The sequence below is a fragment of the Janthinobacterium sp. SUN073 genome (assembly GCF_030397665.1).
GTDB lineage: Bacteria > Pseudomonadota > Gammaproteobacteria > Burkholderiales > Burkholderiaceae_D > Janthinobacterium.
Genome location: NZ_JAPUBT010000016.1, coordinates 28,147 through 54,672, shown reverse-complemented (window position 1 = coordinate 54,672; position 26,526 = coordinate 28,147). Strand labels below are relative to the sequence as shown.

Genomic DNA, 26,526 nt, shown 5'->3' with positions numbered 1-26,526 from the left:
GCTCCGTAATGACACAACTCACGGTGCCGGAATTTCAGCATCGCACGGTGCTGCTCGATGAAGCGGTCGATGCGCTCGACCTGTCGGGCGACCGTGCGCACGGTATTTACGTCGATGGCACGTTTGGCCGCGGCGGCCATAGCCGATTGATTTTGTCGCGCCTGGCGCTTGACGCGCGCCTGATCGGCTTCGACAAGGATCTGCAAGCCATCGCCACGGCCGAACAGATCGGCGACCCCCGCTTTGAAATTGTCCATGACAGCTTTGCCACCATGACGGCCAGCCTGGCCGCGCGTGGCGTGCAGCAGGTGGACGGCATCTTGCTCGACCTGGGCATCTCGTCGCCGCAGGTCGACGATGCGGCGCGCGGTTTCAGCTTCCGCAACGACGGACCGCTGGACATGCGCATGGATACGACGCGCGGCATCTCCGCGGCCGAATGGCTGGCGGTGGAAACCGAGCAGAATTTAGAGAAAGTGATACGCGATTATGGGGAAGAACGGTTTGCTTTTCAGATTGCAAAGGCGATTGTTGCTGGCCGGGCAGTCCAGCCAATTTCAAGCACACGACAGCTTGCCAGCATCGTGGCAGGCGCCGTCAAGACCCGCGAGAAGGGTAAGGACCCCGCTACCCGCACCTTTCAGGCAATCCGCATTTTCATTAACAAAGAGCTCGAGGATCTCGAGATCGGTCTGAATCAGGCGTATGCCTGCCTGGCGCCCGGCGCGCGCATGGCCGTGATCAGTTTTCATTCGCTGGAAGACCGCATGGTCAAGCGCTTCTTCGCCTCGAAGGCGAACGTGGAGCAGCCTGACCGCCGCCTGCCGATCCGCGCGGTCGACTTGCCGCAGCCGGAAATGAAGCTGATATTGAAGATGAAGCCGTCCGATGCCGAGATCGAGGGTAATCCCCGTTCGCGTTCGGCCGTGATGCGCGTGGCGCAGCGTTTGCCCATTCCAGTCAGTGGCGGCGCCCGATGACTGGCAAGCTGTGTGTCGTGCTGTCGGCCCTGCTGGTGTGCTGCGGCCTGTCGCTGGTGAACGCGCAGTACCAGTCGCGCCACCTGTTGATCGACCTGGAGCGCGCGCAAGCGCTGTCGCGCCAGCTCGACATCGACTGGGCACAACTGCAGCTGGACCAGTCCACTTTGGGCAAGCATGAACGCATCGAATCGATCGCACGGCGCGACCTGAGCATGACGCCGCTGACGGCGGCGCGTACGCAATACCTGACGGAGGGCGAATAATGAAGTTGGGCGGTAACAGCAACGGCCGGGTGGCGGCATCGAAAGGCGTGCCATTCTCGAAGAACCCCGTACTGGCAGTGCGTCTGCCCGTCTGGCGTTCGCGCGTCGTGCTGTTCCTGCTGTTCTTCGCTTTCGCCGGCCTGGGCGCGCGCGCCCTGTGGCTGCAGGGCGTGTCGACGCAGTTTTTGCAAAAGCAGGGCAAGGCGCGCTACGAGCGCACGCTGGAACTGCCGGCCACGCGCGGCAAGATCACCGACCGCAATGGCCAGGTGTTGGCGTCGTCCGTCCCCGTGAAAGCCATCTGGGCCATTCCCGACGATGTGCTGCAGGCGTCGCCCGAGAAAATCAATGCGCTGGCCGGTCTGCTGGAAATGAACGTCAACGAATTGCGCAAGAAGCTCGATTCGGACCGCAGCTTCGTTTACCTGAAACGCCAGGTCGAGATGGACGTGGCCGACAAGATCTCCAAGCTGGGCATCGACGGCATCGACGAGCGCAAGGAATACAAGCGCTTTTATCCACAGGGCGAAGTGATGACCCACGTGGTGGGCTTTACCAACGTGGAAGACGTGGGCCAGGAAAGCATGGAACTGGCGCAGCAGAAAACCCTGGTCGGCACCACCGGCAGCCGCCGCGTGATCAAGGACCGCCTGGGCCACATCGTCGAAGACATCGGCTTCATCCACGAACCGCATGACGGCAAGGACCTGACCCTGTCCGTCGACAGCAAGATCCAGTACATCGCCTTCACGCAACTGAAGGAAGCGGTGGAAAAATTCAATGCCAAGGCCGGCGGCGCCGTGGTGCTCGACGTGCACACGGGCGAAGTGCTGGCCCTGGCCAACTACCCCAGCTACGACCCGAACGACCGCCGCAAGCTCACGGGCCAGCAGCTGCGCAACCGCGTCATGACCGACACCTTTGAACCCGGTTCGACCCTGAAACCGATCACCGTCTCGCTGGCGCTCGATACGGGCAGAGTCAAGCCGGGCACCCTGATCGACACGGGTCCGGGCCGTTACACCATCGCCGACCGCACCATTACCGACACCAAACCGCACGGCGTGATCAGTGTCTCCGAAATCATCGAGATGTCGTCGAACATCGGCACCTCGAAAATCGCGCTGGGCATGCCGTCGCAGGAAATGTGGGAAATGTTTACCAAGGTGGGCTTCGGCCAGCAGCCGAAATGGGGCTTCCCCGGCGCCGTGGCCGGCCGCGTGCGTCCGTATAAATCGTGGCGCCCGGTGGAGCAGGCCACCATGAGCTACGGTAACGGCATTTCCGTCTCGCTGATCCAGCTGGCGCGCTCCTACATGATGTTCGCCCGCGATGGCGATACGATCCCCCTGTCATTCCAGAAGGTCAATGAGCTGCCCGTGGGCCAGCAGGTGATCAAGCCGAAGACGGCCGCCGACATGCGCGCCATGCTGGAACTGGTGGTCTCCGGCGCGCACGGCTCGGCCAAGCGCGCCCAGGTCGCCGGCTACCGCGTGGGCGGCAAGACGGGCACTGCCTATAAAGTTGAAAACGGCCGCTATGCGATGCCGCGCAAATATATCGGCTCTTTCGTGGGCATGGTGCCGATGTCGGCGCCGCGCTTCATCATTGCCGTGATGATCGATGAACCGACCGGCCCTGCCCACTATGGTGGCCAGGTTGCCGCTCCCGCTTTCGCGGCGATTGCAACCAACGCGCTGCGCGCGATGAACGTACCGCCCGATTCCTCCGTTACCGAAATCGTGGTCCCGGCCAATGCCGGTCCGGAGGCCATGTGAAGTCACTCATGACCATACAAGACATCAGTTTGTGGATCAAAGCGGCTGCCCCGTCCGGGCAGCTGACGTCCGATTCGCGACGCGTGCAGCGCGGCGACGTATTTTTCGCCTATGCGGGCGCCACCGATTTCATCGCCGCCGCCATAGGGCAGGGCGCCGCCGCCATCGTGCATGACGCCGTCGAATGGAACGCCGCATGGAGCGTGCCGCATCTGCTGGTCAGCGATCTGAAACGCCTGGCCGGCCCCGTGGCGCATGCTTTCTACGACATGCCCGACAGTGCCATGTTCAGCGCCGGCGTGACGGGCACGAATGGCAAAACCTCGTGCGCCCTGTGGCTGGCACAGGCACTGGCGCGCCTGGGTGAAACATCGTCCGTCATCGGTACCTTGGGCGTGGGCCTGTGCAAGCCGCGCGGCGCCATCGAATTCGACGTCACCGGCTACACCACGCCCGACGCCGTGCTGCTGGCGCGTAAACTCGCCGCCATGCGCGACGCTGGCGCCAAGGCTGTTGCCATCGAAGTGTCGTCGATCGGCCTGGACCAGGAGCGCGCGGCCGGCATGCATTTCGATGTCGCCATGTTCACCAATCTGACGCGCGACCACCTCGACTACCATGGCGACATGGCCACCTACGAGGCGGCCAAAGTCAAACTGTTCGACTGGCCCGGCCTGAAAACGGCCGTCATCAACCTCGATGACCCCATGGGGCTGCGCGTGGCGCGCCACGTGGATGGCAAGCTGACGGGCGAATATCCCGTCATCGGCTATACCTTGCAGGATGCGGCCAGCCAGCCTGACTTGCCGGGTGTGCTGATGCTGCGCGCCAGCCAGTTCCGCAGCCGCAATGCCGGCACCGACTTCCACCTGGAATGCGCGCTGGGCGTGGCGCTGGTCAAGACGCAGCTGGTGGGGCACTTCAATATCAGCAACGCGCTGGCCGTGCTGGGCGCCTTGCTGGCGCATGGCACCGGCCTGCGCGCCGCCATCGATGGCATCGAATCGCTGCAGCCGGCTCCCGGCCGCATGCAACAGGTGGGTGGCCAGGAAGCGCCGATGGTCGTCATCGATTACGCGCATACGCCGGACGCTTTGGCAAAAACCCTGGCCGCCTTGCGCCAGGTGGCGCAGGAACGTGGCGGCCAGCTGTGGTGCGTGTTCGGCTGCGGCGGCGACCGTGATCCGGGCAAGCGTCCGCAGATGGGCGCCATCGCGCAGCTGGCCGATCACGTGCTGGTCACCAGCGACAATCCGCGCAGCGAAGACCCGCACGCCATCATCGCGCAGATCGTCGCCGGCATGCGCGCAGACGGCCCGCAGCCGCAGGCCATCGAAGACCGCGCCGCGGCCATCCTGTCGGCCATCAAGCACGCGGCCAAGCCGGACGTGATCCTGTTGGCGGGCAAGGGCCATGAGCCGTACCAGGAAATCAAGGGCAAGAAACTGCCGTTCTCCGACGCCGACCATGCGCAGCTGGCCCTGTCCGCGCGCCTGACCATGATGAGGACGAACTGATGCGCGGCACCCTGATAGAACTGTTGCAGGCGTTGGACGGCGCGCAGCTGACGGGCGACGCGGCGTTTGACGGCGTGTCCACCGACAGCCGCAGCGCCCAAGCCGGCTCGCTGTTCGTCGCCTTGCGCGGCGAGAGTTTCGACGCACACGACTTCCTCGACCAGGTGGCCGCGCGCGGCGTCGCCGCCGTGGTGGTCGAGCGCCTGCCCGCAGGCTGGGACAGCGGCAAGGTCCCGGCCATCGTGGTCGCCGATACCCTGGTGGCGCTGGGCCGCATTGCCCATCACTGGCGCCGCCGTTTCAATTTGCCCGTCATCGGCGTCACCGGCAGCAATGGCAAGACCACCGTCAAGGAGATGATTTCGTCCATCCTGGCGGCGGCCTTTGGCGAAGAAGCGCGCCTGGCCACGCGTGGCAACCTGAATAATGAAATCGGCGTGCCATTGACCCTGTTCCGCCTGAGCGAGCAGCACCAGGCGGCCGTGATCGAGATGGGCATGAACCATCCGGGCGAAATCGCCCGCCTGGCGGCAATCGCCGCGCCGACCCTCGCAATGGTCAACAACGCGCAGCGCGAGCACCAGGAATTCATGCATACAGTGGAGGCGGTGGCGCGCGAGAACGGCGCGGCGCTGGCGGCATTGGCCGACGACGGCGTGGCCGTCTTCCCGCACGGCGATGAATTCACGCCCGTGTGGCGCGAGCTGGCCGGCGCGCGCGCCGTCATCACCTTCGGGCTGTCGAAGGACGCTGACGTGAGCTGCACGCACCGCGCGGCCGAGGATTTTGGCAGCGACATGTTCGTCAGCGTGCGCGCGCAGGATGGCAGCTTGCGCCAGTTCTTCGTCGGCTTGCAGGCTGCGGGCGACCATAATGTGCGCAATGCGCTGGCGGCCGTGGCATGCGCCGTTGGCTCGGGCATCGCCATCGAACATATCAAGCAGGGCCTGGAGGCGTTTGCGCCCGTGAACGGTCGTCTGCAGAAAAAACGTGCCGCCAACGGCGCCACCATCATCGACGACACGTATAACGCCAATCCGGATTCGGCGCGCGCGGCCATCGATGTGCTGGCGCAGGCCGCGGCACCACGCATCCTGGTGCTGGGCGAGATGGGCGAAGTCGGCACGCAGGGGCAGCAGTTCCACGAAGAGATCGGCGCCTACGCCGCCATCAAAGGCATCGAACACGTGCTGGCGACGGGCGGCCTGGCGCGCCATCTGGTGAATGCGGCGCAGGCTGCCGCCAGCCAGGAATCGGGCACGGTCGTGGAGTATTTCGAACAGTTCGACGGCTTGCTGGCGGCGCTCGATGCGCATTTGTCCGGCCGTTCGGATGCAACAGTATTAATCAAGGGCTCCCGCTTCATGAAAATGGAACGGGCCGTGCAGCATTTGATTGGTTCAAACAACAATAACAAGGAAGCTCACTAATCATGCTGCTCTGGCTCGCTCATTATTTCCAGGACGACATTGGCCCATTGCGGGTCTTTAACTTCATCACTTTCCGCGCCGTCTTTGCCACCCTGACGGCGATTCTGATCGGCCTGTGCGCCGGTCCCGCCGTGATCCGCATGCTCACGCGCATGAAGGTCGGCCAGGCCGTGCGCACGGACGGTCCGCAGACGCACCTGAAAAAACACGGCACGCCCACCATGGGCGGTGTGCTGATCCTGATCGCCATCGGCATTTCCACCCTGCTGTGGGCCGACCTGTCGAACCGCTTCATCTGGCCGGTCTTGATCGTCACCTTGGGCTTTGGCGCCGTCGGCTGGGCCGATGACTACCGCAAGGTGGTGCACCAGGACCCGGAAGGCATGCGCTCGCGCGAAAAATACTTCTGGCAGTCGCTGATCGGCATCGTCGCCGCGTTTTACCTGGCGTTTTCCGTCTCCGTGTCGGAACCCGATGCGGGCCACGTGTGGAATCTGATCTACGCCTGGGTGCAGTCCGGCTTCGCCATGGACTTGCCGCCGAAAGCCGATCTGATCGTGCCCTTCTTTAAAACCATCAGCTATCCGCTGGGTGTCTGGGGCTTCATCGCGCTGACCTACTGCGTCATCGTCGGCACCAGCAACGCCGTCAACTTTACGGACGGCCTGGATGGGCTGGCCATCATGCCGACCGTGATGGTGGGCACGGCCCTGGGCCTGTTCGCCTACCTGACGGGTAACGCCACGTATGCGCGCTACCTGTTCATTCCGCACATTCCAGGCGCCGGCGAACTGGTGATCTTCTGCGGCGCGCTGGCCGGTTCCGGCCTGGCCTTCCTCTGGTATAACACGCACCCCGCGAAAGTGTTCATGGGCGACGTGGGCGCGCTGGCCCTGGGGGGCGCACTGGGCACCGTCGCCGTCATCGTGCGCCAGGAAATCGTCCTGTTCATCATGGGCGGCATCTTCGTCGTCGAAACGCTGTCCGTGATTATCCAGGTCGTCTGGTTCAAGTACACCAAGAAGCGCTATGGCGCTGGCCGCCGCGTTTTCCTGATGGCGCCACTGCATCACCATTTTGAACAAAAAGGCTGGAAAGAGACGCAGGTTGTCGTGCGTTTCTGGATCATCACCATGATGCTGGTGCTGCTCGGCCTGACCACCTTGAAGCTGCGCTGATGATGTACGACGCTAAAACCGCACTGGTACTGGGCCTCGGGGAGTCGGGCCTGGCCATGGCCCTGTGGCTGGCCCGCAGCGGTGCTCTAGTCCGCGTGGCTGACACGCGTGAGGCGCCTGAGCGCCTGGCCGCGCTGCAGGCTGCCGTGCCGCAGGCGCAGTTCATCGCCGGTGCCTTCACGGCCGAGCTGCTCGATGGCGTCGATTTTGTCGCCGTCAGCCCCGGCCTGGCGCCGGGCCGCGAACTGGCGCAGATTGCACCTGCCGCTGTTGAAAAAAATATCCCCGTGTGGGGCGAGATCGAACTGTTCGCGCAGGCACTGGCCGCACTCAAGGCGGAGCGCGGCTATGCGCCGAAAGTCATCGCCATCACGGGCACCAACGGCAAGACGACGGTCACCAGCCTGGTTGGCTTGCTGTGCGAACGCGCCGGCCTGGCCACGCGCGTGGCCGGCAATATCAGCCCGGCGGCGCTGGACGTGCTGCGCGAGGTACTCGATGCCGAGCCCGCGCCGCTGCCGGTCGATGCGGACGCTGAGGCGGCGGAACCCGTCGCCAGCACCTTGCCGCAGGCGTGGATTTTGGAGTTGTCCAGCTTCCAGCTGCACACGACGTTCAGCCTGCAGGCCGATGCGGCCACGGTCTTGAATCTGTCGCAGGATCACCTGGACTGGCATGGCGACATGGCCTCTTATGCGAGCGACAAGGCACGCATCTTCGGCGACCAGACCGTGCGCATCCTGAACCGCGACGATGCGTTAGTTATGCACATGGCCGATCCGCTGGCCGCGACGATCACCTTCGGCACGGGCGAGCCGCTTGACGTGGACAGCTTTGGCCTGGTGAATGAACGGGGCATCTTCTGGCTGGCGCAAGCCGTGCCCAGTGAAGAAGTCATCGAGAAAAAACGCAAGAAGAACGATCCGGCGCCGGAACCGGTGCCGACGACGGCCAAGAAACTGATGCCGGCCGATGCGCTGAAAATCCGCGGCCAGCACAATGCCTCGAATGCGCTGGCGGCACTGGCCCTGTGCCGTGCCATCGGCCTGCCGTTCGCACCGCTGCTGCATGGCTTGCGCGAATACCAGGGCGAGCCGCACCGCGTGGAGCTGATCACGGCCGTGGGTGAAGTCGAATACTACGACGACAGCAAGGGCACCAACGTGGGCGCGACCGTGGCTGCGTTGTTCGGCCTGGGCAAGGCGTTTGGCGGTGCGGAACAGCGTCTGGTGCTGATCGCCGGCGGTGACGGCAAGGGGCAGGATTTTTCGCCGCTGGCTGAACCCGTGTCGCGCTACGTGCGTGCCGTGGTGCTGATCGGCCGCGATGCGCCAGCGCTGCGCGCTGCTCTGGAGCCGGCTGGCGTGGACATCATCGACTGCGCCACCTTGCCGGAGGCCGTCAAGCGCGCCAGCAGCCTGGCGCTGGCCGGCGATGCCGTGCTGCTGTCGCCCGCCTGCGCCAGCCTGGACATGTTCAAGAACTATGCGCACCGCGCGCAGGTATTTGTCGACGCCGTGCGCGACATCGCGCTGGAAAACGGACAGGATATCTGATGGCTTTCCAACTGCCCTTCAGCTTTGGTTCCGGCTCGGCTGCCAAGCCGCTGGATAGCCGCGCGCGGCAATCGAAGATGATGGACTATGACAAGCCGCTGGTGTGGGTGGTCCTGCTGCTCATGTTGCTGGGCATGGTGATGGTGTATTCGGCGTCGATCTCGCTGTCGGACGCGCGCAAGTTCGCCGCCTACACCAACAACTATTTCGTCGTGCGCCAGGCGCTGTTCATCGGTATATCGATCATCGTCGGCGCGCTGGTGTTCCGCATTCCCGTGGCCACCTGGCAAAAGATGGCGCCGTGGCTGTTCATCGGCACCCTGGTGCTGCTGGTGATGGTCTTGATACCGGGCCTGGGCGTGTCGGTCAACGGCGGTCGCCGCTGGCTGAATCTGCCGGGCCTGCGGCCGCAGCCGTCCGAGCTGATGAAGGTGGTGATGGTGCTGTACGCTGCCGATTACACCGTGCGCAAGCAGGAATACATGCACAAGCTGACCAAGGGCTTCATGCCGATGGCGCTGGCCGTCAGCTTCGTCGGCCTGTTGCTGCTGATGGAGCCCGATCTGGGCGCCTTCGGCGTGATCGTCTGCATCGCCATGGGCATCCTGTTCCTGGGCGGCGTCAACGCCATCTGGTTCGGCGGCATCGGCGCCATGCTGACGGCGATTTTCGTCACCATCATCGCCTTGTCGAAATTCCGCCGCGAGCGGTTTTTTGCGTATCTCGATCCGTGGCAGGAAGACAATGCGCTGAACAAGGCGTATCAGCTGACGCACTCCTTGATCGCCTTCGGGCGCGGCGAGCTGTTTGGCGTGGGACTGGGCGGCAGCGTGGAAAAGCTGCACTACCTGCCCGAAGCGCATACGGACTTCTTGCTGGCCGTGATCGGCGAGGAACTGGGCCTGGTGGGCGTGCTGATCGTGATCGGCATGTTCTACTGGATTATCAAGCGCGCGTTCGATATCGGCCGCCAGGCGATCGCCATCGACCAGACCTTTGCCGGCCTGACCGCGAAAGGCATCGCCATCTGGATCGGCGTGCAGACCTTCATCAACATGGGCGTGAACCTGGGCCTGCTGCCGACGAAGGGCCTGACTTTGCCTTTGATGAGCTATGGCGGCACGGGCGTACTGATTAACTGTATCGGCCTGGCGATTTTGCTGCGCATCGACTACGAAAACCGGATTCTGATGCGCGGAGGCCGGCTATGAACAACGTGACGAACTTGAAAACGACGAAAAGACTGATGATCATGGCGGCCGGCACCGGCGGCCATATTTTTCCTGGCCTGGCGATTGCGCAGACCATGCGCGCGCGCGGCTGGGAAGTGAGCTGGCTGGGCACGACCCATGGCATGGAGCAGGAACTGGTGCCGAAGAGCGGCATTCCCATGGACGCCATCGAATTTTCCGGCATGCGCGGCAAGGGTCTGGCGCACACGGTCAAAGGCGGCTTCAGGATGCTGGCGAGCTTTTTTGCCATCCGCCGTTTCATCGCCAGCCGCAAGCCGGACGTGGTGATGGGCATGGGCGGCTACGTGACCGTGCCGGGCGGCCTGATGGCGCGCCTGAAGGGCGTACCGCTGGTGCTGGTCAATGCCGACGCGGCGCTGCTGCTGTCGAACAAGACGCTGGTGCCGCTGGCACAAAAGGTGTGCTTCGGTTTTCCCGCCGATTTCGGCAGCGCCGCGGGCAAGGCCGTCGTCACGGGCAATCCCGTGCGCGCCGAGATCCTCGCCATGGCGCCGCCAGCGTCCCGCTTTGCGGGCCGCAGCGGGCCGCTGCGCATCCTGGTGGTGGGCGGCAGCCTGGGCGCGAAAGCGCTGAACGACAATCTGCCTGCCGCGCTGGCGCTGATGCCGGAGGGCGAACGTCCGCTGGTGACGCACCAGTCGGGCAAGAAGAATATCGACGCCCTGCATGCCGCGTATGCGCAGGCGGGCGTGCAAGCCAATGTGGTCGACTTCATCGACGACATGGCCAAGGCGTATACCGAGGCCGACCTGGTAATTTGCCGCGCTGGCGCCATCACCCTGTCGGAATTGACGGCGGCCGGCGTGGCCAGTGTGCTCGTGCCGCTGGTGGCGTCGACCACCAGTCACCAGCGCGACAACGCGCAATGGATGGCCAAACAAGGCGCGGCGATTCATCTGCCGCAGACGGAAATGAGTGCGGCGTCGCTGAGCGCCTTGCTGGCGTCTTTGACGCGCGACAGCTGCCAGCAGATGGCGCAGGCGGCACTGGCAGCAGGCAAGCGCGACGCCAATGAGGCGATCGCACACGTATTGGAAAAACTGGCATGAGGTTAGCTCTGTGAAGCATAAAGTAAACAATATCCACTTTGTCGGCATTGGCGGCAGCGGCATGAGCGGCATCGCCGAAGTGCTGGTCAACCTGGGCTACAAGGTGTCGGGCTCCGACCTGGGCAGCAATGCGGCGACGCAGCGCCTGGCGAGCCTGGGCGCGACGGTCATGCTCGGCCACGCGGCCGAGAACATCGGCGACGCCGATGCGGTCGTGACGTCGGGCGCCGTCCCGCAAGACAATCCGGAAGTGGTGGCCGCGCGCGCGCGCAAGATCCCGCTGGTGCCGCGCGCCGTGATGCTCGGTGAATTGATGCGTCTGAAACGCGGCATCGCCATCGCCGGCACGCACGGCAAGACGACGACCACCAGCCTGGTCGCGTCCGTGCTGGCGCAGGGAGGTCTCGATCCTACTTTCGTGATCGGCGGCCGTTTGACCAGCGCCGGCGCGAACGCCAAGCTCGGTTCGGGCGACTATCTGGTGGCCGAAGCCGATGAGTCGGACGCCTCGTTCCTGAACCTGACGCCGATGATCGAAGTGATCACGAACATCGACGCCGATCACATGGACACCTACGAGCACGATTTCGAAAAGCTCAAGCAGGCGTTCGTGCAGTTCACCCACCGTCTGCCTTTCTATGGCCGCGCCATGCTGTGCATCGACGATCCGCACGTGCGCGCCATCATCCCCTTCGTGACCAAGCCGGTCACCACCTATGGCTTCGCGCAGGACGCCGAAGTGCGCGCCATCAACGCGCGCGCCGTGGGCCTGGAAATGCATTTCACGGTGCTGCAGGAAGGCTATCCTGATCTCGACGTGGTGCTGAACCAGCCTGGCATGCACAACGTGCAAAATGCCTGCTCGGCGATCGCCATCGCGCGCGAAATCGGCATCGCCGACAGCGCCACCCAGCAGGGCCTGGCCGAGTTTTCCGGCGTGGGCCGCCGCTTCACGCGCTATGGCGACGTGGCGCTGCCGAATGGCGGCAGCTTCGCGCTGGTCGACGATTTCGGCCACCATCCGGTGGAAACGGAAGTGACCCTGGCCGCTGCGCGCGCCGCCTATCCTGGCCGTCGCCTGGTGCTGGCTTTCCAGCCGCACCGCTACAGCCGCACGCGCGACCTGTTCGAGGATTTCGTCAAGGTGCTCGGCGCGCCCGACGTGCTGCTGCTGTCCGAAGTGTATGCGGCAGGCGAAGCGCCTATCGTCGCCGCCGACGGCCGCGCATTGGCGCATGCGCTGCGCGCGCGCGGCAAGATCGAACCGATCTTCGTCGAGTCCATGACAGACATGGCAGACACCATCATGAGCGTGGCGCGCGACGGCGACGTCGTACTGACCATGGGAGCGGGCTCGATCAGCGGCATCCCGCAACAACTGACAACGTATCCATCCAACACTGTAAAGGCCTGACGTGAACCAAGCTTCAGCTATCGACGTTAAACAATTGGGCAAGGTCGGCGTCCTGTTCGGCGGCAGCTCTGCCGAGCGCGAAGTGTCGCTGATGTCCGGCACGGGCGTGCTGGCGGCACTGAAAAGCCGTGGCGTGGACGCGCACGCGTTCGACACGGGTGAACGCAGCCTGGCCGAATTGGCCGCTGAGCAATTTGACCGCGTCTTCATCGCGCTGCACGGCCGCTTCGGCGAAGACGGCAGCCTGCAGGGCGCGCTGGAACAACTGGGCATCCCCTACACGGGCAGCGGCGTGATGGCGTGCGCGGTGGGCATGGACAAGGTCTACACCAAGATGATCTGGCTGATGCACCAGCTGCCGACGCCGCAGTACGCGGTGCTCAATGATAGCTCCGACTTGGCCAAGGTCGCCGCGGAACTGGGCTTGCCACTGATCGTCAAGCCGCCGCACGAAGGATCGAGCATCGGCATCACCACCGTCAACGAAGCATCGGCTTTCCAGGCGGCCTACGATATTGCCGCCGGCCTCGATGATTCGGTGCTGGCCGAGGAATTCATCAAGGGCCGCGAATTCACCGTGGCGATCCTGGGCCAGGGTGCCACGGCACGCGCGCTGCCGCCGATTGAGATCGTCGCCCCGCAAGGCAATTACGATTATCAGAACAAGTACTTCACGGACGATACGCAGTATTTCTGCCCGCCGCAGCTGGACCAGGCGATCGTGGCGGAAATGGAGCGCATCGCCGTGGCAGCCTACCGCGCCCTCGGCTGCGAAGGCTGGGGACGTGTGGACGTGCTGATGCGCGCGGCCGACAGCAAGCTGTTCCTGCTGGAAGTCAATACCTCGCCTGGTATGACGGGTCACTCGCTCGTGCCGATGGCGGCGCGCGCGGTGGGCATCAGCTATGAAGACCTGTGCCTGGAAATCGTCGCTGGCGCGCGACTGAAAATGCACAAGGGACAGCGCTGATATGTGGCATGACGCTAAAAGCCTCAATACGACCGCCAACGGCTTGCTGGCCGCCGTTCTGGTCGTGTGCGTGGCGGCCGGCGTCTGGTGGGTGTCGCAGCGTCCCATGTTCGACCTGCGCACGATCAAGGTGGAAAGCGCGGACGACAAGGGCCTGCGTCACGTGAATTACCTGACCCTGCGTAGCGGCACTCTGGGCCGCATCAAGGGCAATTTCTTCACGACCAACCTGGAAAGCGTGCGGGGCGTGTTCGAATCGGTGCCCTGGGTGCGCCGTGCCAGTGTGCGGCGCGAGTGGCCGAACCAGCTGATCGTGGCGCTGGAAGAACACGAAGCGCTGGGCACCTGGGGCGAGGACGGGCGTTTGCTGTCGGTCAAGGGCGACGTCTTTACGGCCAATGTGGCCGAAGCCGAAGACGACCATGAATTGCCTGCCTTCGCCGGCCCTGATGGCAGCGAGAAGGAAGTGCTGGCCACCTATGTGCAGCTGGCAAAGTGGTTTTCACCTTTGAAGATGGTGCCTGAATCGCTGTCGCTGTCGAGCCGCTATGCGTGGACGGTGAAACTGGATAACGGCATGAGCGTGGCGCTGGGGCGCGAGCAGAATCATACGACCCTGAAGGCGCGGGTCGACCGGCTGGTGGGCATCTACCCGCAGCTGGCGAGCCGGCTGGAGAATATCGACACGATCGATATGCGCTACCAGAATGGCCTGGCGCTCAGTTCCGCCGGCCTGGTGATACCGGCCGAAGGCAAGGATGGCCGGCCGGCGCCAGCGATCAGGAAGAAGAATGGCAGTCCGATTAAAAAACCGACTTAACCGAATAATCAATTTAACAATAGCCCAAAAAACTAGGCGACAGAAATGACAAAAGACGCGAAAAACCTGATCGTCGGCCTCGACATCGGCACCTCGAAAGTGGTGGCGGTGGTAGCCGAAGTGATGTCCGACGGACGCCACGAAGTGATCGGGCTGGGCCAGCACGAATCGAAGGGCCTGAAAAAGGGCGTGGTGGTCAATATCGAGGCCACGGTGGAATCCATCCAGCGCGCGCTGGAAGAGGCCGAGCTGATGGCTGACTGCAAGATCCGCAATGTGTACGCGGGCATTGCGGGCAGCCATATCCGCAGCTTCAATTCCAGCGGCATGGTGGCCATCAAGGACAAGGAAGTGACGGCGACCGACGTGGCGCGCGTCATCGAGACGGCAAAAGCGGTTAACATTCCGACCGATCAGCAATTGCTGCACACGGTGCCGCAAGAGTTCATCGTCGACAGCCAGGAAGATGTGCGCGAGCCTATCGGGATGAGCGGCATCCGCCTGGAGGTGAAGGTGCATATCGTCACCGGCGCCGTGTCGGCAGTGCAGAACATCGTCAAGTGCGTGCGCCGCTGCGGCCTGGAAGTGTCGGACCTGATCCTGCAGCCGATGGCTTCGGCCGATGCGGTGCTCACGCCCGACGAGAAGGAACTGGGCGTGGTGCTGATCGACATCGGCGGCGGCACGACCGATGTGGCGGTATTCTCCGATGGCGCGATCCGCCATACGGCAGTCATTCCCATCGCCGGCGACCAGATCACCAACGACATCGCCATGGCCTTGCGTACCCCGACCGCGGAAGCGGAAGAAATCAAGATCCGCTATGGCGTGGCCAAGCAGGTCCTGGCCGACCCCGGCGAATCGCTGGAAGTGCCTGGCCTGGGCGACCGCGGCCCGCGCAACCTGTCGCGCCAGGCGCTGGCGGCAGTGATCGAGCCGCGCGTCGAGGAGCTGTTCGCGATGGTGCACCAGGTGGTGCGCGAATCCGGTTATGAAGGCGTGCTGTCGTCGGGCATCGTGCTCACGGGCGGCACTTCCATCATGCCCGGCATGGTGGAAATGGCGGAAGACATTTTCCTGAAACCGGCGCGCCTGGGCACGCCCGAGTATCGGGGCCAGCTGGCCGACGTGGTGCGCAGTCCGCGCTATGCCACGGTATTGGGTCTGCTGCTGGAAGCGAAGAAGCAATACCTGCGCGGCCACATCGTGACGCGTCAGGACGGCTCGGTGAAGGCAGTCTGGCAGCGCATGAAGGAATGGTTTTTAGGGAATTTTTAAGGGCATGATTTTCGCCCGGCAGCACAGGTTTTTTGGCAGCATCGCAGGTACACACACATAACTTTATTTTATATTTAACCGCAGTTTTCAATCTCCAGTTCTCCTACCAATATGAGGCCTGGCGCTTGGAAACCGCATCTGATAGGAGCACATCATGGAGTTCGATATGGTCGATAACACAGCTATAGGTACCGTCATCAAGGTCGTCGGCGTCGGCGGTGCGGGTGGCAATGCAGTCCAACACATGATCAACAAAGGCATGTCGGGTGTGGAGTTCATTGCCGCCAACACCGACGCACAGGCCCTGTCGACATCGAAGGCGCACAACATCATCCAGATCGGCGATACCGGCCTGGGCGCCGGCATGAAGCCTGCCGTCGGCCGCCAGCTGGCCGAGGAATCGCGCGCGCGCATCGCCGACGCGCTGCGCGGCGCGCACATGGTTTTCATCGCCGCCGGCATGGGCGGCGGCACGGGCACGGGCGCAGCGCCTATCGTGGCCGAAGTGGCCAAGGAACTGGGCGCGCTGACGGTCGCCGTGGTATCGAAGCCATTCTCGTACGAAGGCCAGAAGTGCATGGACATCGCCGACGAAGGCCTGGAGCAGCTGTCGCTGCACGTCGATTCGCTGATCATCATCCTCAATGAAAAACTGGAAGAGATCTACGAGGACGAAAGCATGCTGGAATGGATGCAGCACGCCGATGATGTGCTCAACAACGCGGTGGCCGGTATTGCCGAGATCATCAACGTGCCGGGCCATATCAACGTCGACTTCAACGACGTGAAAACCATCATGGGCGAGCAGGGCAAGGCCATGATGGGCACGGCGACCGCTTCCGGCGTCGACCGCGCGCGCATCGCCGCCGAACAGGCTGTCGCTTCGCCGCTGCTCGATGGCATCGACCTGTCCGGCGCGCGCGGCGTGCTGGTCAACGTCACGGCCAGCCGTGGCTTGAAAGGTAAAGAGATCAAGGAAGTCATGGCTGCCGTGCGCGCGTTTGCCGCGCCGGACGCGTCGATCGCGCAAGGTATCGCCTACGACGACGCCATGGGCGACGACATCCGCGTCACCGTGGTGGCCACGGGCCTGGGCCGCGCCAAGAAAAACATCCAGCTGGTACCGCAGCAAGTGCTGCGCACCGGTACCCACAACAGCCCGCTGACCCCTTCGGCTGCCATGGGTAGCGCGCAAGCGGCGACGACGACGGTTGGCGTGGCCACGCCGGCAGCCGGTTTCGACGGCATGAAGGCGCCGGCGGTATGGCGCCGCGAATCGGCTTCCGAGCAAGTGCGCGCGATGGAAAAGAATGGCATGGAAACGTATGACATTCCTGCCTTCCTGCGCAAACAGGCTGATTAAGGTGGTTTGATGCAAGCAAGGATGACGGCGGCCTGAGGGTCGCCGTTTTTTTTGCCGTTTTTTGACTTTTGCCTTTGCCTTTGCGGCCACTTTCTGCACAAATACGGCAAGTCAGGCATACTATCGCGCAGTGTCGGCATCATGCCGGCAGCATCCTCAACCGACAGTACACAAGGAGTCAACATGACCATCAAGATCGGCGACACCCTGCCAGAAGGCACCCTGGCCGAATTCATCGAAAGCGAAACCGAAGGTTGCGCACTGGGCCCGAACACGTTCAACGTGCAAGACCTGGTCAAGGGCAAGAAGATCGCCATCTTCGGCCTGCCAGGCGCCTACACCCCGACCTGCTCCGCACAGCACGTGCCAGGCTACGTGCAGCACGCTGCCGACCTGAAAGCCAAAGGCGTCGATGAAATCTGGTGCATCTCCGTCAACGACGCGTTCGTGATGGGCGCCTGGGGCCGCGACCAGAAAGCCACCGGCGTGATTCGCATGATGGCTGACGGCAATGCCGCCTTCAGCAAGGCCCTGGGCCTGGACGCCGATTTCTCCAAGCACGGCATGGGCACGCGCTCGCAGCGCTACTCGATGCTGGTCGACAATGGCGTCGTGACGCAATTGAACGTCGAGCAGGGCGGCAAGTTTGAAGTGTCGAATGCCGAGACGCTGCTGGGCCAACTGGCTTGATGGTCGGGGTCAGACCCTTGGGGTCTGACCCCAGCAATTGATGTAGGGTTAATGCCCAGCTAAAGCCTGCTGCCAACCCAAATCAAAATCTGGGGTCGGACCCAAAGGGTCCGACCCCATTTTTATTGCACCTGCGGTTTTGTCGCCTCGAACATGGCCGCGTCGATGCTGAACGAATAATCGTCCTGCAGCGCAAAATACCGGCGCGCTTCTTCGGGTGCGCCATCGAACAGGTTGCGGATGGCCGCCACTCTCTCGCCTGGCGTGCGCATGCGCGCCACCCACTCGTCGAACTGCATCGTCAGCTTCCACACGCTGCGCAAGCTGTGCGTAAAGCCCGCGTTATCAAACTTGGCGCCCCATTCGCAGCTGCGGTAGTCGCGCACGTGCGACGCGTCGCGCAGCATTTCCACCGCCTGCAGGGTGCTGTCGTACAGGGCCGTCTTGGGCGCGACGATGTCGACCACCAATAAAGTGCCATTTGGGCGCAACACGCGCCAGGCTTCCGCCAGGGCCGCGGCCACGTCGTTCCAGTGGTGCGCGGAAAAGCGCGTGACGACCATGTCGAAGCTGGCGTCGGCAAACGGCAAACGGGCCACATCGCCCTGTTGCGTGCGGATGTTGTGCAAGCCGCGCTGCACCCTGGCGCAGTTGACCACGTCGAGCATGGGTTGCGCCAGGTCGTACGCGACGACCGATTGCGCCACGGGAGCGACGGCGAAGCTGGCGTGGCCGGCGCCGCAGCCCAGGTCCAGGACGGCCGGCTTGCCATGGCGGCGCGCGCATTCCTGCATCAGCACCAGGTCGGCGCCTTGCGCGTGTACCGCGCTGCTCAGGTAGGCATTCGCCGTCTTGCCAAACTGTTCGGTAACGACATCGTGCTGCTGCATGGTTTTCTCCTGTTGATGGGTGAGTTCCTGCAGAATAGGGGTAAAATTATCCTGTAACAAGACCATAACTTATACTGGTATATCTACTACCATGCAGGTATCTGATGTCGAATAAGCTCGCTGAATTCATCCGCGCCCGGCGCGAAGCCGTCACCCCCGCCATGGCCGGCTTGCCTGGAGGTGGGCGCCGCCGCACGCCTGGCTTGCGGCGCGAAGAGCTGGCGCAGCTGTGCGACGTCAGTCCCACCTGGCTGACGTGGCTGGAGCAGGGGCGGCCCGTGTCGGCGTCGGCCAGGATGCTGGCCCGCCTGGCGCAGGTGCTGCAGCTGAGCGTGGCCGAGCGCGCCTATCTGTTCGAGGTGGCCGACAAGCATGACCCCAGCCACGGCACCGGCGAGGGCGGGGGACTTGCCAGCGCCGAACTGGCCGCCATCGTGTCCGCCATCGACGCGCCCGCGTACATCCTCGACCGCGCATGGAACGCCGTGGCGTGGAACGGGGCGGCGTCCACCTTGTTTGCCGGCTGGCTGCACGACGACGCGGCTGCGCCGAACCAGCTGCGCTTCATGTTCCAAGATGCGGGCGCGCGCGATCTCGTCGTCGGCTGGCCCGAACGAGCGCAGCGGCTGGTGGCGGAATTCCGTGCCGATATCGGCCGTCACGCGGACCAGGCGCCGCTGGCCGGCCTGATCGCGGAACTGGCCGGCGCCAGCCTTGAATTTCGCCAGTGGTGGAGCGCGCAGCAGGTGCAGGGCCGCGATGGGGGATTGCGCCGCTTCCAGCATGCGCAGCTGGGGCTGCTGGAGTTCAATCAGGTGACCTTGCACCTGGCACGCCAGCACGACTTGAAACTGGTGATGCTGTTGCCGGTGTCATAAGGTAAACGGTCGCGCTTGCTATAATCGGGCTGACGGTGTGGCCTTGCCAACCGGTCCTGGCTCCGGCCGTCGCCATGATGACGGTCCCGTTCTTTTGCCCGGAGTCTGTCCTGCTATCCCGCAACCAAAACCTGCGCAGCATCTATGTGATGCTGATCGCTGTCGCCATGTTTTCCCTGATGGACACGGCCATGAAGCTGCTGTCCGCCCATTATCCGGCCATGCAGGTGACGGCCTTGCGCGCGCTGTCGTCCTTGCCGCTCGTGTGCCTGTACCTGCTGTACCGCGGCGCTTTCAAGAATGTGCTGCAAGTGCGCTGGCCACTGCACTTGCTGCGCGGCGCGCTCGGTGTGATGATGATTACCCTGTTCGCGTATGGCTTGAAGCGCATGTCGCTGGCCGAGGCGTATTCGCTGTTTTTCGTCGCGCCCTTGCTGATCACGATCCTGTCGGTGTTTATCCTGAAGGAACGAGTCGACTTGGCGCGCTGGTGCGCCATCGCAGTGGGCTTGCTGGGCGTGCTGGTGGCGCTGCGCCCCGATGGCTCGGGATTCTTTTCGCTGGCCGGCCTGGCCGTGCTGGGTTCGGCCGCCTGCTATGCGATATCCGCCGTCACGGGCCGCATCCTGAGCCGCACGGACGCCAGCGAAAGCATGGTCTTCTGGCTGATGGTGATGATGGCCGCAGGCGGCGTGGCCCTGTCGGCGCATGAGTGGGTGAGCATTCGCCGCGAAGACTGGTGGCTGCTGGCGGGTTTGTCGCTGAGCGGCTTCCTGGGCCAGTTGGCCATCACGGAGGCATTTCGCCATGGCAAGGCGTCCAGCGTGGCGCCGTTCGAATACTCGGCCCTGGCCTGGGGCATGGCCCTGGACTGGCTGCTGTGGCGCGCCTTGCCCGATGAATACACCCTGATCGGCGCGGCCATCATCATCGGCAGCGGCATTTATCTGGTGCGCCGTGAAGCCGTGCATGCGGAAAGCGAACATCCATGACGGCCGGATGTGGTTTTTCTGGCTTGGCCCATGCCGCGCCGTAACGAACATTCAGCAAATAGATATAATCGACAGATGTTAAAACAACGCACTATCAAACAACAGGTCCGCACCATCGGTGTCGGTTTGCACTCTGGCACCAAGGTGGAACTGACCTTGCGTCCCGCCGCGATCGACACGGGCATCGTGTTTCGCCGCATCGACCTCGATCCCATCGTCGAGTTTCCCGCCAGCGCCATGGCCGTGGGCGATACGCGCATGGCTTCCGTGCTGATCAAGGATGGCGCCAGGGTTTCTACCGTGGAACATCTGATGTCGGCGGCGGCCGGCCTGGGCGTCGACAATATGGTCATTGACGTGAATGCGGAAGAAATTCCCATCATGGATGGTTCCGCCTCGTCCTTCGTCTATCTGCTGCAGCAGGCTGGCGTGGAAGAGCAGCAGGCGCCGAAGAAATTCATCAAGGTCATCAAACCCGTGGAAGTACGTCACGGCAAGGGTGACGCGGAGAAATGGGCGCGCTTGTCGCCGTACGACGGCTTCAAGCTCGATTTCTTCATCGAATTTAATCATCCGGCCGTCGATGGCACGATGCAGCGCGCCTCCGTCGACTTCGGCGACGTGTCGTATGTGCATGACGTGGCGCGCGCGCGCACCTTTGGTTTCATGCAGGACGTGGAAAGCTTGCGCGGCATGGGCCTGGCGCGTGGCGGTTCGCTGGAAAACGCCATCGTCATGGATGAATACCGCATCCTCAACGCCGATGGCTTGCGCTATGAAGACGAGTTCGTGCGCCACAAGATCCTCGACGCCATCGGCGACCTGTACCTGGTGGGCCACCCCTTGCTGGCGTATTACACGGCGCACAAGTCCGGCCACGCACTGAACAACCAGCTGCTGCTGGCGCTGCTGGAACAGCCGGAAGCGTATGAAATCGTCTCGTTCGATACCAACGAGGCGGCGCCGCAGTCTTACCTGCGTCAAATGGAGCGCGAGTGGTCGTTGACGTAGGTCGGATTAGGCCGCAGGCCGTAATCCGACAACCCCGCAGGCGCCAACAATGTTGTCGGATTACGGCCCGAAGGGCCTAATCTGACCTACGTGCTGCCGCCTGGCATTGCTAATCTTTAGGTTCGCGGTGGTGGCGGACCATATTGCGCAGCGCCGCGATCAATTGCTCGTTCTGCTTCGACGCGGGCAGGGCCGTGCTCAGCTCTTCCAGGGCAGTCATGGCTTTTTCCGGCAAGACCAGCGCCCGTGTATGCACGATGGGCGCGATGCTCTTGATGACCTGCACTTTCAGCTTGATGCCTGAAATCTGCCAGCCCTTTCTTTCCAGTTCCCCTTGCAATTTCGGCAATTGCTGCTTGAGCTTGGCCGCCAGCGCCGCGTTCGGCGTGGCCAGCACCAGTTGGCCACCCTCGAATTGCAGGATGTCGCAATGCTCGAACATCGCCGGCAAGGCCTTGGCGCAATCTTTTTGCAGGGCGGCCAGGCGCGTGACGGTGGGCATCAGGGACGCCATCGTCGCATTGCCGCGCAGAAAGTCGGTCGCGCCCGTCGCGGCCGGGCCTGAACGGGCAAAGCCGTAGCCGCGGCGTTCTGCCTTCGAATAAGTGGGAGTTCGCATGGCCGAAACATAGCACACTCGCCCGCGCATGACGAGTGCGGCGCAGGCTGGCCGGCCGTATTGCCTTACAGTATGGAAAATGTCCGCAATTTCTGCCATTTGTTTGTCATTAAGCTATTGTTATATGGTGCATTAGCCCAACCTTGGCGGGAACGCATGATAAAATCATCGTCTTTTGCCATAGTCGAACTCCGTGCGGTCACGCGATTGTTACCTCGTTGTCACCTACCGAGCTTTTTTTAACGGCGTTTTTTCAAGAATTCAAGCATGTCATTACTGACCCAGATTTTCGGTAGCCGCAACCAGCGGCTGCTCAAGCAATACCAAAAAACGGTACGCGAGATCAATGCGCTCGAGCCGGCCATCGAAAAGCTGTCGGATGCCGAGCTGCAAGCGAAGACGCCTGCCTTCAAGGAACGCATCGCCGCTGGCGAATCGCTCGATGCCTTGTTGCCGGAAGCATTTGCCGTCTGCCGTGAGGCCAGCAAGCGCGTCCTGCGCATGCGCCACTTCGATGTGCAGATGATCGGCGGCATGGTCTTGCATTTTGGCAAGATCGCGGAGATGGGCACGGGCGAGGGCAAGACCCTGATGGCAACCTTGCCAGCCTACCTGAATGCCTTGTCGGGCAAGGGCGTGCATATCGTGACCGTCAATGATTACCTGGCGCAGCGCGATGCCGAGACCATGGGCCGCCTGTATGCGTGGCTGGGCCTGTCGACTGGCGTGAACATGTCGCAGATGGAGCACAGCGCCAAGCAGCAGGCGTACAACTCCGACATCACGTATGGCACGAACAATGAATTCGGTTTCGACTTCTTGCGCGACAACATGGTCTACGAAGCGCGCGAGCGCGTGCAGCGCAGCCTGAACTTCGGCATCGTCGATGAAGTCGACTCGATCCTGATCGATGAAGCGCGTACGCCGTTGATCATTTCGGGCCAGGCCGAGAACCACACGGACCTGTACTACAAGATCAATGAAGTGCCTGCGCTGCTGACTTTGCAGATCGGCGAAGAAACGCCGGACGGCAAGGGCAAGGTTGACGTGCCGGGCGACTACACCAAGGATGAAAAGGCGCACCAGGTGCTGCTGACGGAAGCGGGCCACGAAAAGGCCGAGCGCATCCTGATGGAAATGGGCCTGCTGCCGGAAGGCGCTTCGCTGTACGATTCGGCCAACATCACCCTCGTGCATCACCTGTATGCGGCCCTGCGCGCGCATGCGCTGTACTTCAAGGATCAGCACTACGTGGTGCAGAACAGTGAAGTCGTCATCGTCGACGAATTCACGGGCCGTCTGATGACGGGCCGTCGCTGGTCCGATGGCTTGCACCAGGCCGTCGAAGCGAAAGAAGGCGTCAAGATCCAGAACGAGAACCAGACCCTGGCCTCGATCACCTTCCAGAACTACTTCCGCATGTACGCCAAGCTGGCCGGCATGACCGGTACGGCCGATACCGAAGCATACGAATTCCAGGAAATCTACGGCCTGGAAACGGTCGTGATCCCGCAAAACCGTCCGTTGCAGCGCAAGGACCGCCAGGATCAGGTCTACAAATCGTCGGCGGAAAAATACAACGCGATGTTGAACGACATCCGCGACTGCTATGAGCGCGGCCAGCCAGTGCTGGTCGGTACAACCTCGATCGAGAACTCGGAATTGCTGTCGGGCATCCTGACCAAGGCCGGTTTGCCGCACAACGTGCTGAACGCGAAACAGCATGCCCGCGAAGCGGAAATCATCGCCCAGGCAGGCCGTCCGAAAGCCATCACCATCGCCACCAACATGGCCGGTCGCGGTACGGACATCGTCTTGGGCGGCAACGTCGAGAACCAGATCAAGTTCATCGAAGCCAATCCTGAACTGAGCGATGCCGACAAGGCCGCCCAGTCGCAGACCTTGCGCGATGAGTGGCAATCGCTGCATGACCATGTGGTCAATGCGGGCGGTTTGCACATCATCGGCACCGAACGCCACGAATCGCGTCGCGTCGACAATCAGCTGCGTGGCCGTGCCGGTCGCCAGGGCGATCCGGGCTCGTCGCGCTTCTACCTGTCGCTCGACGACGCGCTGCTGCGCATCTTCGCCGGCGACCGCGTGCGCGCCGTGATGGACCGTCTGAAAATGCCGGAAGGCGAACCGATCGAGGCAGGCATCGTCTCGCGTTCGATCGAATCGGCCCAGCGCAAGGTCGAAGCGCGCAACTTCGACATCCGCAAGCAATTGCTGGAATACGATGACGTCGCCAACGACCAGCGCAAGGTCATCTACCAGCAGCGTAACGAGTTGCTGGAAACGACCGATATTTCCGAGATGATCGGCTCGCTGCGCCATGGCGTGTTCACCGACCTGGTGCACGAGTACGTGCCGCACGAATCGGTGGAAGAGCAGTGGGATATCAAGGGCCTGGAAAATACCCTGTCCAGCGAATGGCAGCTCGACTTGCCGTTGCAGCAAATGCTGGAAGCCGATTCGACCCTGACGGACGAAGAGATCCTGGAAAAAGTGCTGGTCGCGGCCGATGCCGTGTACCAGTCGAAGATCGATATCGTCGGCAAGGAATCGTTTGGCGGCTTCGAGCGCAATGCCATGCTGCAAAGCGTGGACAGCCACTGGCGCGAACACCTGGCGGCGCTCGATCACCTGCGCCAGGGTATTCACCTGCGCGGTTATGCGCAGAAGAACCCGAAACAGGAATACAAGCGCGAAGCGTTTGAACTGTTTGGCCAGATGCTCGACATGATCAAGAACGACGTCACGAAACACGTGATGACGGTGCGTATCCAGTCGCGCGAAGAAGTCGATGCGGCCGAACAGGCGATGCAGCAGTCGCACGTGGAAAACGTGCACTACCAGCACGCCGAATTCGACCCGAACGCGGCGCCGGAAGAACTGCTGGCACCTGCGGCAGGCGGCAACACGGACAACGTCGACGACATGAGCGTGAGCATGGGTGTCAAAGTGGGCCGCAACGACCCATGCCCTTGCGGCAGCGGCAAGAAGTACAAAGCCTGTCATGGAAAATTGGCGTAAAGCCGGTTTGACAGCTTGAACAAGAACGGAGACCGCGGTCTCCGTTTTTTTATGTCCGCGATGGCATGAGCTGCGTGTTCATGGAAAGGCCCAGTATTGCGGCGCCTGCGACGGAATGCCTTTCAAGCCGCCACGGTTCCTTGCCCGTTGCCCCGTCTTGATCATGGTGGCGATATCGGTCAGCAAGACGCGGTTGCTGGCGAAGTAATCGTGTCCCATGAAGTTCATGATGACGGTCGAGGCATCGACGAGTTCCATGCCGGGGATGCCGACGACGGGGCCGCGGATGTCGCCTATCCTGTCCCAGTCGGCAAAGGTGTAGGAAGCGCGGATGGCCTTGTCGTTCGCGGACGCGTACAGCGTGGTGGGGAGCTTGAGGCTGGCAAAACGGGGGGCGATCTGGTCGCGGAAGACATCGGCATTGATGTCCGGTGCCGCCAGCACCACCTGCTTGAACAGGGGCAGCAGGTCGGGGCGTTTTTCCAGCAGGTTGGCCAGGGCCACGGTCATCGGGCGGTTGCCCATGCTGTGGGCGATGAGGTAGATATCCGTGGCGGAAGAATGTTCCGCGAAGTCGTCCAGGAAGGCCTGCAGGTGCGCCTGCGTCCATTCGGCGGAATTTTCGTCGAATTCATAGCCGGCCAGGGTGCCTTTCGACGGCCAACTGTAGAACACGGGCAGGGCGCCGATATCGAGGTCGACCGCCATCTGCGCCGTGCGCCGGGCCGCGTCGTCAAACGAGTTGCTGTAGCCATGGATGTAGATGAAGGCGGCGTGCCGTTCCGGGGCAGCCTGTATCCTGGCCTTGACGGCGGCGAGAAAATCCGCGCGCGACAGGCGCGTGGCTCCCTTGATCAGCACATATTTTTGCGCATTATCGCTGGAAAGGATGGCGTACCAGGGCGGCAACGGCAGTTCGCCCGGCGCTCTTTTTTCAGGGATGCTCACCACGACGCTGCCATAGCTGAGGTAGGGCGCCGCGCGGTTGGGCTGCCAGCCATAATTGTGGCTGCTGGCCTGGTATTGCCTGTCGGTGGCGTAATACACGGTGACGTGCATGGCACCGGCTGGCGCAGTCTCGTTGCCGGACGCCAGCGTGCCGCCGCTGCCGGTGCTGCCGACCAGATTGCCGAGGTTACCCAGCAGGCCATCCATGCCCGACCATGCGCTGCCCGACGGCCTGATCGTCGATGGCCGCGCTACCTTGGCAGGCGGTGGAGCTTCTGCCGCAGGCGGTACTTCGGATGCCAGTGCGGCAGAGTCACCGTCCATACGGTGCGCCACGCCATCCTGCACCGTACAGGCCGTCAACCAGGCCAGCAGGCATAACAGACGCAACAGACATGACAGACCCGCATCGCTGTGCTGCATTCGGTTTGACTGAGCATGCGCCATGACATCCTCTCTGGCCGGTGCGATCGCATGATTCACCATCGTCCATCCCCCTACCTTAGCGCCGCCAGGTGGCATGGTTCTGATAAATCGCAAACCTGGCCACGCTGCCGACCCGCTGCGGCGCCGCCGGGACCGTTGCGACTATTCATTTGCCGTATGTTCA

The 26,526-nt window shown here is 62.7% G+C and carries 22 protein-coding genes; 19 read left to right on the top strand and 3 right to left on the bottom strand.

Annotation, left to right across the window (positions count from 1 at the left end):
• Positions 1-8: 8 nt before the first annotated feature.
• The 15 genes from rsmH (at position 9) to O0882_RS27540 (ending at position 17,542) form a co-directional block, all read left to right on the top strand.
• Positions 9-980: a 16S rRNA (cytosine(1402)-N(4))-methyltransferase RsmH gene (rsmH, locus tag O0882_RS27610; RefSeq protein ID WP_289953213.1), complete on the top strand. Its 972-nt coding sequence runs from the start codon at positions 9-11 to the stop codon at positions 978-980.
• The gene (ftsL, locus tag O0882_RS27605) at positions 977-1,246 is read left to right on the top strand and encodes a cell division protein FtsL (protein WP_034748894.1); all 270 of its coding nucleotides are present in this window, start codon (positions 977-979) and stop codon (positions 1,244-1,246) included. Before rsmH ends, ftsL begins: the two co-directional genes overlap by 4 nt.
• Positions 1,246-3,024: a penicillin-binding protein 2 gene (locus O0882_RS27600; RefSeq protein ID WP_096233896.1), complete on the top strand. Its 1,779-nt coding sequence runs from the start codon at positions 1,246-1,248 to the stop codon at positions 3,022-3,024. Before ftsL ends, O0882_RS27600 begins: the two co-directional genes overlap by 1 nt.
• Positions 3,025-3,032: 8 nt before the next feature.
• The gene (locus O0882_RS27595) at positions 3,033-4,541 is read left to right on the top strand and encodes a UDP-N-acetylmuramoyl-L-alanyl-D-glutamate--2,6-diaminopimelate ligase (protein ID WP_289953211.1); all 1,509 of its coding nucleotides are present in this window, start codon (positions 3,033-3,035) and stop codon (positions 4,539-4,541) included.
• Entirely contained in the window at positions 4,541-5,971 is a 1,431-nt protein-coding gene (gene murF, locus O0882_RS27590) for a UDP-N-acetylmuramoyl-tripeptide--D-alanyl-D-alanine ligase (protein WP_289953209.1), read from the top strand. The genes O0882_RS27595 and murF overlap by 1 nt, the downstream gene beginning before the upstream one ends.
• A 2-nt stretch (positions 5,972-5,973) precedes the next feature.
• Positions 5,974-7,149, top strand: a complete 1,176-nt coding sequence (gene mraY / locus O0882_RS27585; RefSeq protein WP_071079386.1) for a phospho-N-acetylmuramoyl-pentapeptide-transferase — start codon at positions 5,974-5,976, stop codon at positions 7,147-7,149.
• On the top strand, positions 7,149-8,705 hold the full coding sequence (murD, locus tag O0882_RS27580) for a UDP-N-acetylmuramoyl-L-alanine--D-glutamate ligase (RefSeq protein WP_289953207.1): 1,557 nt from the start codon (positions 7,149-7,151) through the stop codon (positions 8,703-8,705). The genes mraY and murD overlap by 1 nt, the downstream gene beginning before the upstream one ends.
• The gene (gene ftsW / locus O0882_RS27575) at positions 8,705-9,916 is read left to right on the top strand and encodes a putative lipid II flippase FtsW (protein ID WP_096233901.1); all 1,212 of its coding nucleotides are present in this window, start codon (positions 8,705-8,707) and stop codon (positions 9,914-9,916) included. The genes murD and ftsW overlap by 1 nt, the downstream gene beginning before the upstream one ends.
• Entirely contained in the window at positions 9,913-11,007 is a 1,095-nt protein-coding gene (gene murG, locus O0882_RS27570; RefSeq protein ID WP_289953201.1) for an undecaprenyldiphospho-muramoylpentapeptide beta-N-acetylglucosaminyltransferase, read from the top strand. The genes ftsW and murG overlap by 4 nt, the downstream gene beginning before the upstream one ends.
• 10 nt (positions 11,008-11,017) lie before the next feature.
• Positions 11,018-12,421, top strand: a complete 1,404-nt coding sequence (murC, locus tag O0882_RS27565; protein WP_289953198.1) for a UDP-N-acetylmuramate--L-alanine ligase — start codon at positions 11,018-11,020, stop codon at positions 12,419-12,421.
• Position 12,422: 1 nt separating this feature from the next.
• Positions 12,423-13,391, top strand: coding sequence for a D-alanine--D-alanine ligase (locus O0882_RS27560; RefSeq protein ID WP_289953196.1), 969 nt, complete (start codon positions 12,423-12,425; stop codon positions 13,389-13,391).
• Between the two features lies 1 nt (position 13,392).
• Complete coding sequence (locus O0882_RS27555; RefSeq protein WP_116743239.1) at positions 13,393-14,211, top strand: cell division protein FtsQ/DivIB; 819 nt, start codon at positions 13,393-13,395, stop codon at positions 14,209-14,211.
• Positions 14,212-14,256: 45 nt separating this feature from the next.
• The gene (gene ftsA / locus O0882_RS27550; protein ID WP_010394955.1) at positions 14,257-15,489 is read left to right on the top strand and encodes a cell division protein FtsA; all 1,233 of its coding nucleotides are present in this window, start codon (positions 14,257-14,259) and stop codon (positions 15,487-15,489) included.
• A 154-nt stretch (positions 15,490-15,643) separates the two neighbouring features.
• Entirely contained in the window at positions 15,644-16,852 is a 1,209-nt protein-coding gene (gene ftsZ / locus O0882_RS27545) for a cell division protein FtsZ (protein WP_219135103.1), read from the top strand.
• Between the two features lie 183 nt (positions 16,853-17,035).
• On the top strand, positions 17,036-17,542 hold the full coding sequence (locus tag O0882_RS27540) for a peroxiredoxin (RefSeq protein WP_289953193.1): 507 nt from the start codon (positions 17,036-17,038) through the stop codon (positions 17,540-17,542).
• A 122-nt stretch (positions 17,543-17,664) separates the two neighbouring features.
• On the opposite strand, the gene O0882_RS27535 is transcribed toward O0882_RS27540, so the two are convergent.
• On the bottom strand, positions 17,665-18,432 hold the full coding sequence (locus O0882_RS27535) for a class I SAM-dependent methyltransferase (RefSeq protein WP_289953191.1): 768 nt from the start codon (positions 18,430-18,432) through the stop codon (positions 17,665-17,667).
• A gap of 104 nt (positions 18,433-18,536) precedes the next feature.
• Between O0882_RS27535 and O0882_RS27530 the strand changes: the two genes are divergently transcribed.
• The 3 genes from O0882_RS27530 (at position 18,537) to lpxC (ending at position 21,313) form a co-directional block, all read left to right on the top strand.
• Complete coding sequence (locus O0882_RS27530) at positions 18,537-19,310, top strand: helix-turn-helix transcriptional regulator (RefSeq protein ID WP_289953189.1); 774 nt, start codon at positions 18,537-18,539, stop codon at positions 19,308-19,310.
• 149 nt (positions 19,311-19,459) lie between these two features.
• Positions 19,460-20,302 carry a DMT family transporter gene (locus O0882_RS27525; protein WP_289953249.1) on the top strand — a complete coding sequence of 281 codons (843 nt, stop codon included), beginning with the start codon at positions 19,460-19,462 and terminating at the stop codon, positions 20,300-20,302.
• 75 nt (positions 20,303-20,377) lie between these two features.
• Positions 20,378-21,313: a UDP-3-O-acyl-N-acetylglucosamine deacetylase gene (lpxC, locus tag O0882_RS27520; RefSeq protein ID WP_096233908.1), complete on the top strand. Its 936-nt coding sequence runs from the start codon at positions 20,378-20,380 to the stop codon at positions 21,311-21,313.
• Positions 21,314-21,422: 109 nt separating this feature from the next.
• On the opposite strand, the gene O0882_RS27515 is transcribed toward lpxC, so the two are convergent.
• Positions 21,423-21,932, bottom strand: coding sequence for a DciA family protein (locus O0882_RS27515; RefSeq protein WP_289953184.1), 510 nt, complete (start codon positions 21,930-21,932; stop codon positions 21,423-21,425).
• 267 nt (positions 21,933-22,199) lie between these two features.
• Here O0882_RS27515 and secA point away from each other — a divergent pair, with 267 nt between their 5' ends.
• On the top strand, positions 22,200-24,968 hold the full coding sequence (secA, locus tag O0882_RS27510) for a preprotein translocase subunit SecA (protein ID WP_289953181.1): 2,769 nt from the start codon (positions 22,200-22,202) through the stop codon (positions 24,966-24,968).
• 78 nt (positions 24,969-25,046) lie between these two features.
• Here secA and O0882_RS27505 read toward each other — a convergent pair whose 3' ends face one another.
• Positions 25,047-26,240 (bottom strand): alpha/beta hydrolase, encoded by a 1,194-nt coding sequence (locus O0882_RS27505; protein WP_289953180.1) that lies wholly within the window; start codon positions 26,238-26,240, stop codon positions 25,047-25,049.
• Positions 26,241-26,526: the final 286 nt, after the last annotated feature.

Excerpts from the sequence above, each read along its gene's own strand:
- O0882_RS27535 (WP_289953191.1), bottom strand. The coding sequence starts at position 18,432 with ATGCAGCAGCACGATGTCGTTACCGAACAGTTTGGCAAGACGGCGAAT.
- murG (WP_289953201.1), top strand. The coding sequence starts at position 9,913 with ATGAACAACGTGACGAACTTGAAAACGACGAAAAGACTGATGATCATG.
- ftsL (WP_034748894.1), top strand. The coding sequence starts at position 977 with ATGACTGGCAAGCTGTGTGTCGTGCTGTCGGCCCTGCTGGTGTGCTGC.
- O0882_RS27600 (WP_096233896.1), top strand. The coding sequence starts at position 1,246 with ATGAAGTTGGGCGGTAACAGCAACGGCCGGGTGGCGGCATCGAAAGGC.
- O0882_RS27595 (WP_289953211.1), top strand. The coding sequence starts at position 3,033 with ATGACCATACAAGACATCAGTTTGTGGATCAAAGCGGCTGCCCCGTCC.
- O0882_RS27525 (WP_289953249.1), top strand. The coding sequence starts at position 19,460 with ATGCTGATCGCTGTCGCCATGTTTTCCCTGATGGACACGGCCATGAAG.
- secA (WP_289953181.1), top strand. The coding sequence starts at position 22,200 with ATGTCATTACTGACCCAGATTTTCGGTAGCCGCAACCAGCGGCTGCTC.
- ftsZ (WP_219135103.1), top strand. The coding sequence starts at position 15,644 with ATGGAGTTCGATATGGTCGATAACACAGCTATAGGTACCGTCATCAAG.
- O0882_RS27505 (WP_289953180.1), bottom strand. The coding sequence starts at position 26,240 with ATGGACGGTGACTCTGCCGCACTGGCATCCGAAGTACCGCCTGCGGCA.
- O0882_RS27555 (WP_116743239.1), top strand. The coding sequence starts at position 13,393 with ATGTGGCATGACGCTAAAAGCCTCAATACGACCGCCAACGGCTTGCTG.
- O0882_RS27515 (WP_289953184.1), bottom strand. The coding sequence starts at position 21,932 with ATGCGAACTCCCACTTATTCGAAGGCAGAACGCCGCGGCTACGGCTTT.
- rsmH (WP_289953213.1), top strand. The coding sequence starts at position 9 with ATGACACAACTCACGGTGCCGGAATTTCAGCATCGCACGGTGCTGCTC.
- lpxC (WP_096233908.1), top strand. The coding sequence starts at position 20,378 with ATGTTAAAACAACGCACTATCAAACAACAGGTCCGCACCATCGGTGTC.
- mraY (WP_071079386.1), top strand. The coding sequence starts at position 5,974 with ATGCTGCTCTGGCTCGCTCATTATTTCCAGGACGACATTGGCCCATTG.
- murD (WP_289953207.1), top strand. The coding sequence starts at position 7,149 with ATGATGTACGACGCTAAAACCGCACTGGTACTGGGCCTCGGGGAGTCG.
- O0882_RS27530 (WP_289953189.1), top strand. The coding sequence starts at position 18,537 with ATGTCGAATAAGCTCGCTGAATTCATCCGCGCCCGGCGCGAAGCCGTC.
- ftsA (WP_010394955.1), top strand. The coding sequence starts at position 14,257 with ATGACAAAAGACGCGAAAAACCTGATCGTCGGCCTCGACATCGGCACC.
- ftsW (WP_096233901.1), top strand. The coding sequence starts at position 8,705 with ATGGCTTTCCAACTGCCCTTCAGCTTTGGTTCCGGCTCGGCTGCCAAG.
- murF (WP_289953209.1), top strand. The coding sequence starts at position 4,541 with ATGCGCGGCACCCTGATAGAACTGTTGCAGGCGTTGGACGGCGCGCAG.
- O0882_RS27540 (WP_289953193.1), top strand. The coding sequence starts at position 17,036 with ATGACCATCAAGATCGGCGACACCCTGCCAGAAGGCACCCTGGCCGAA.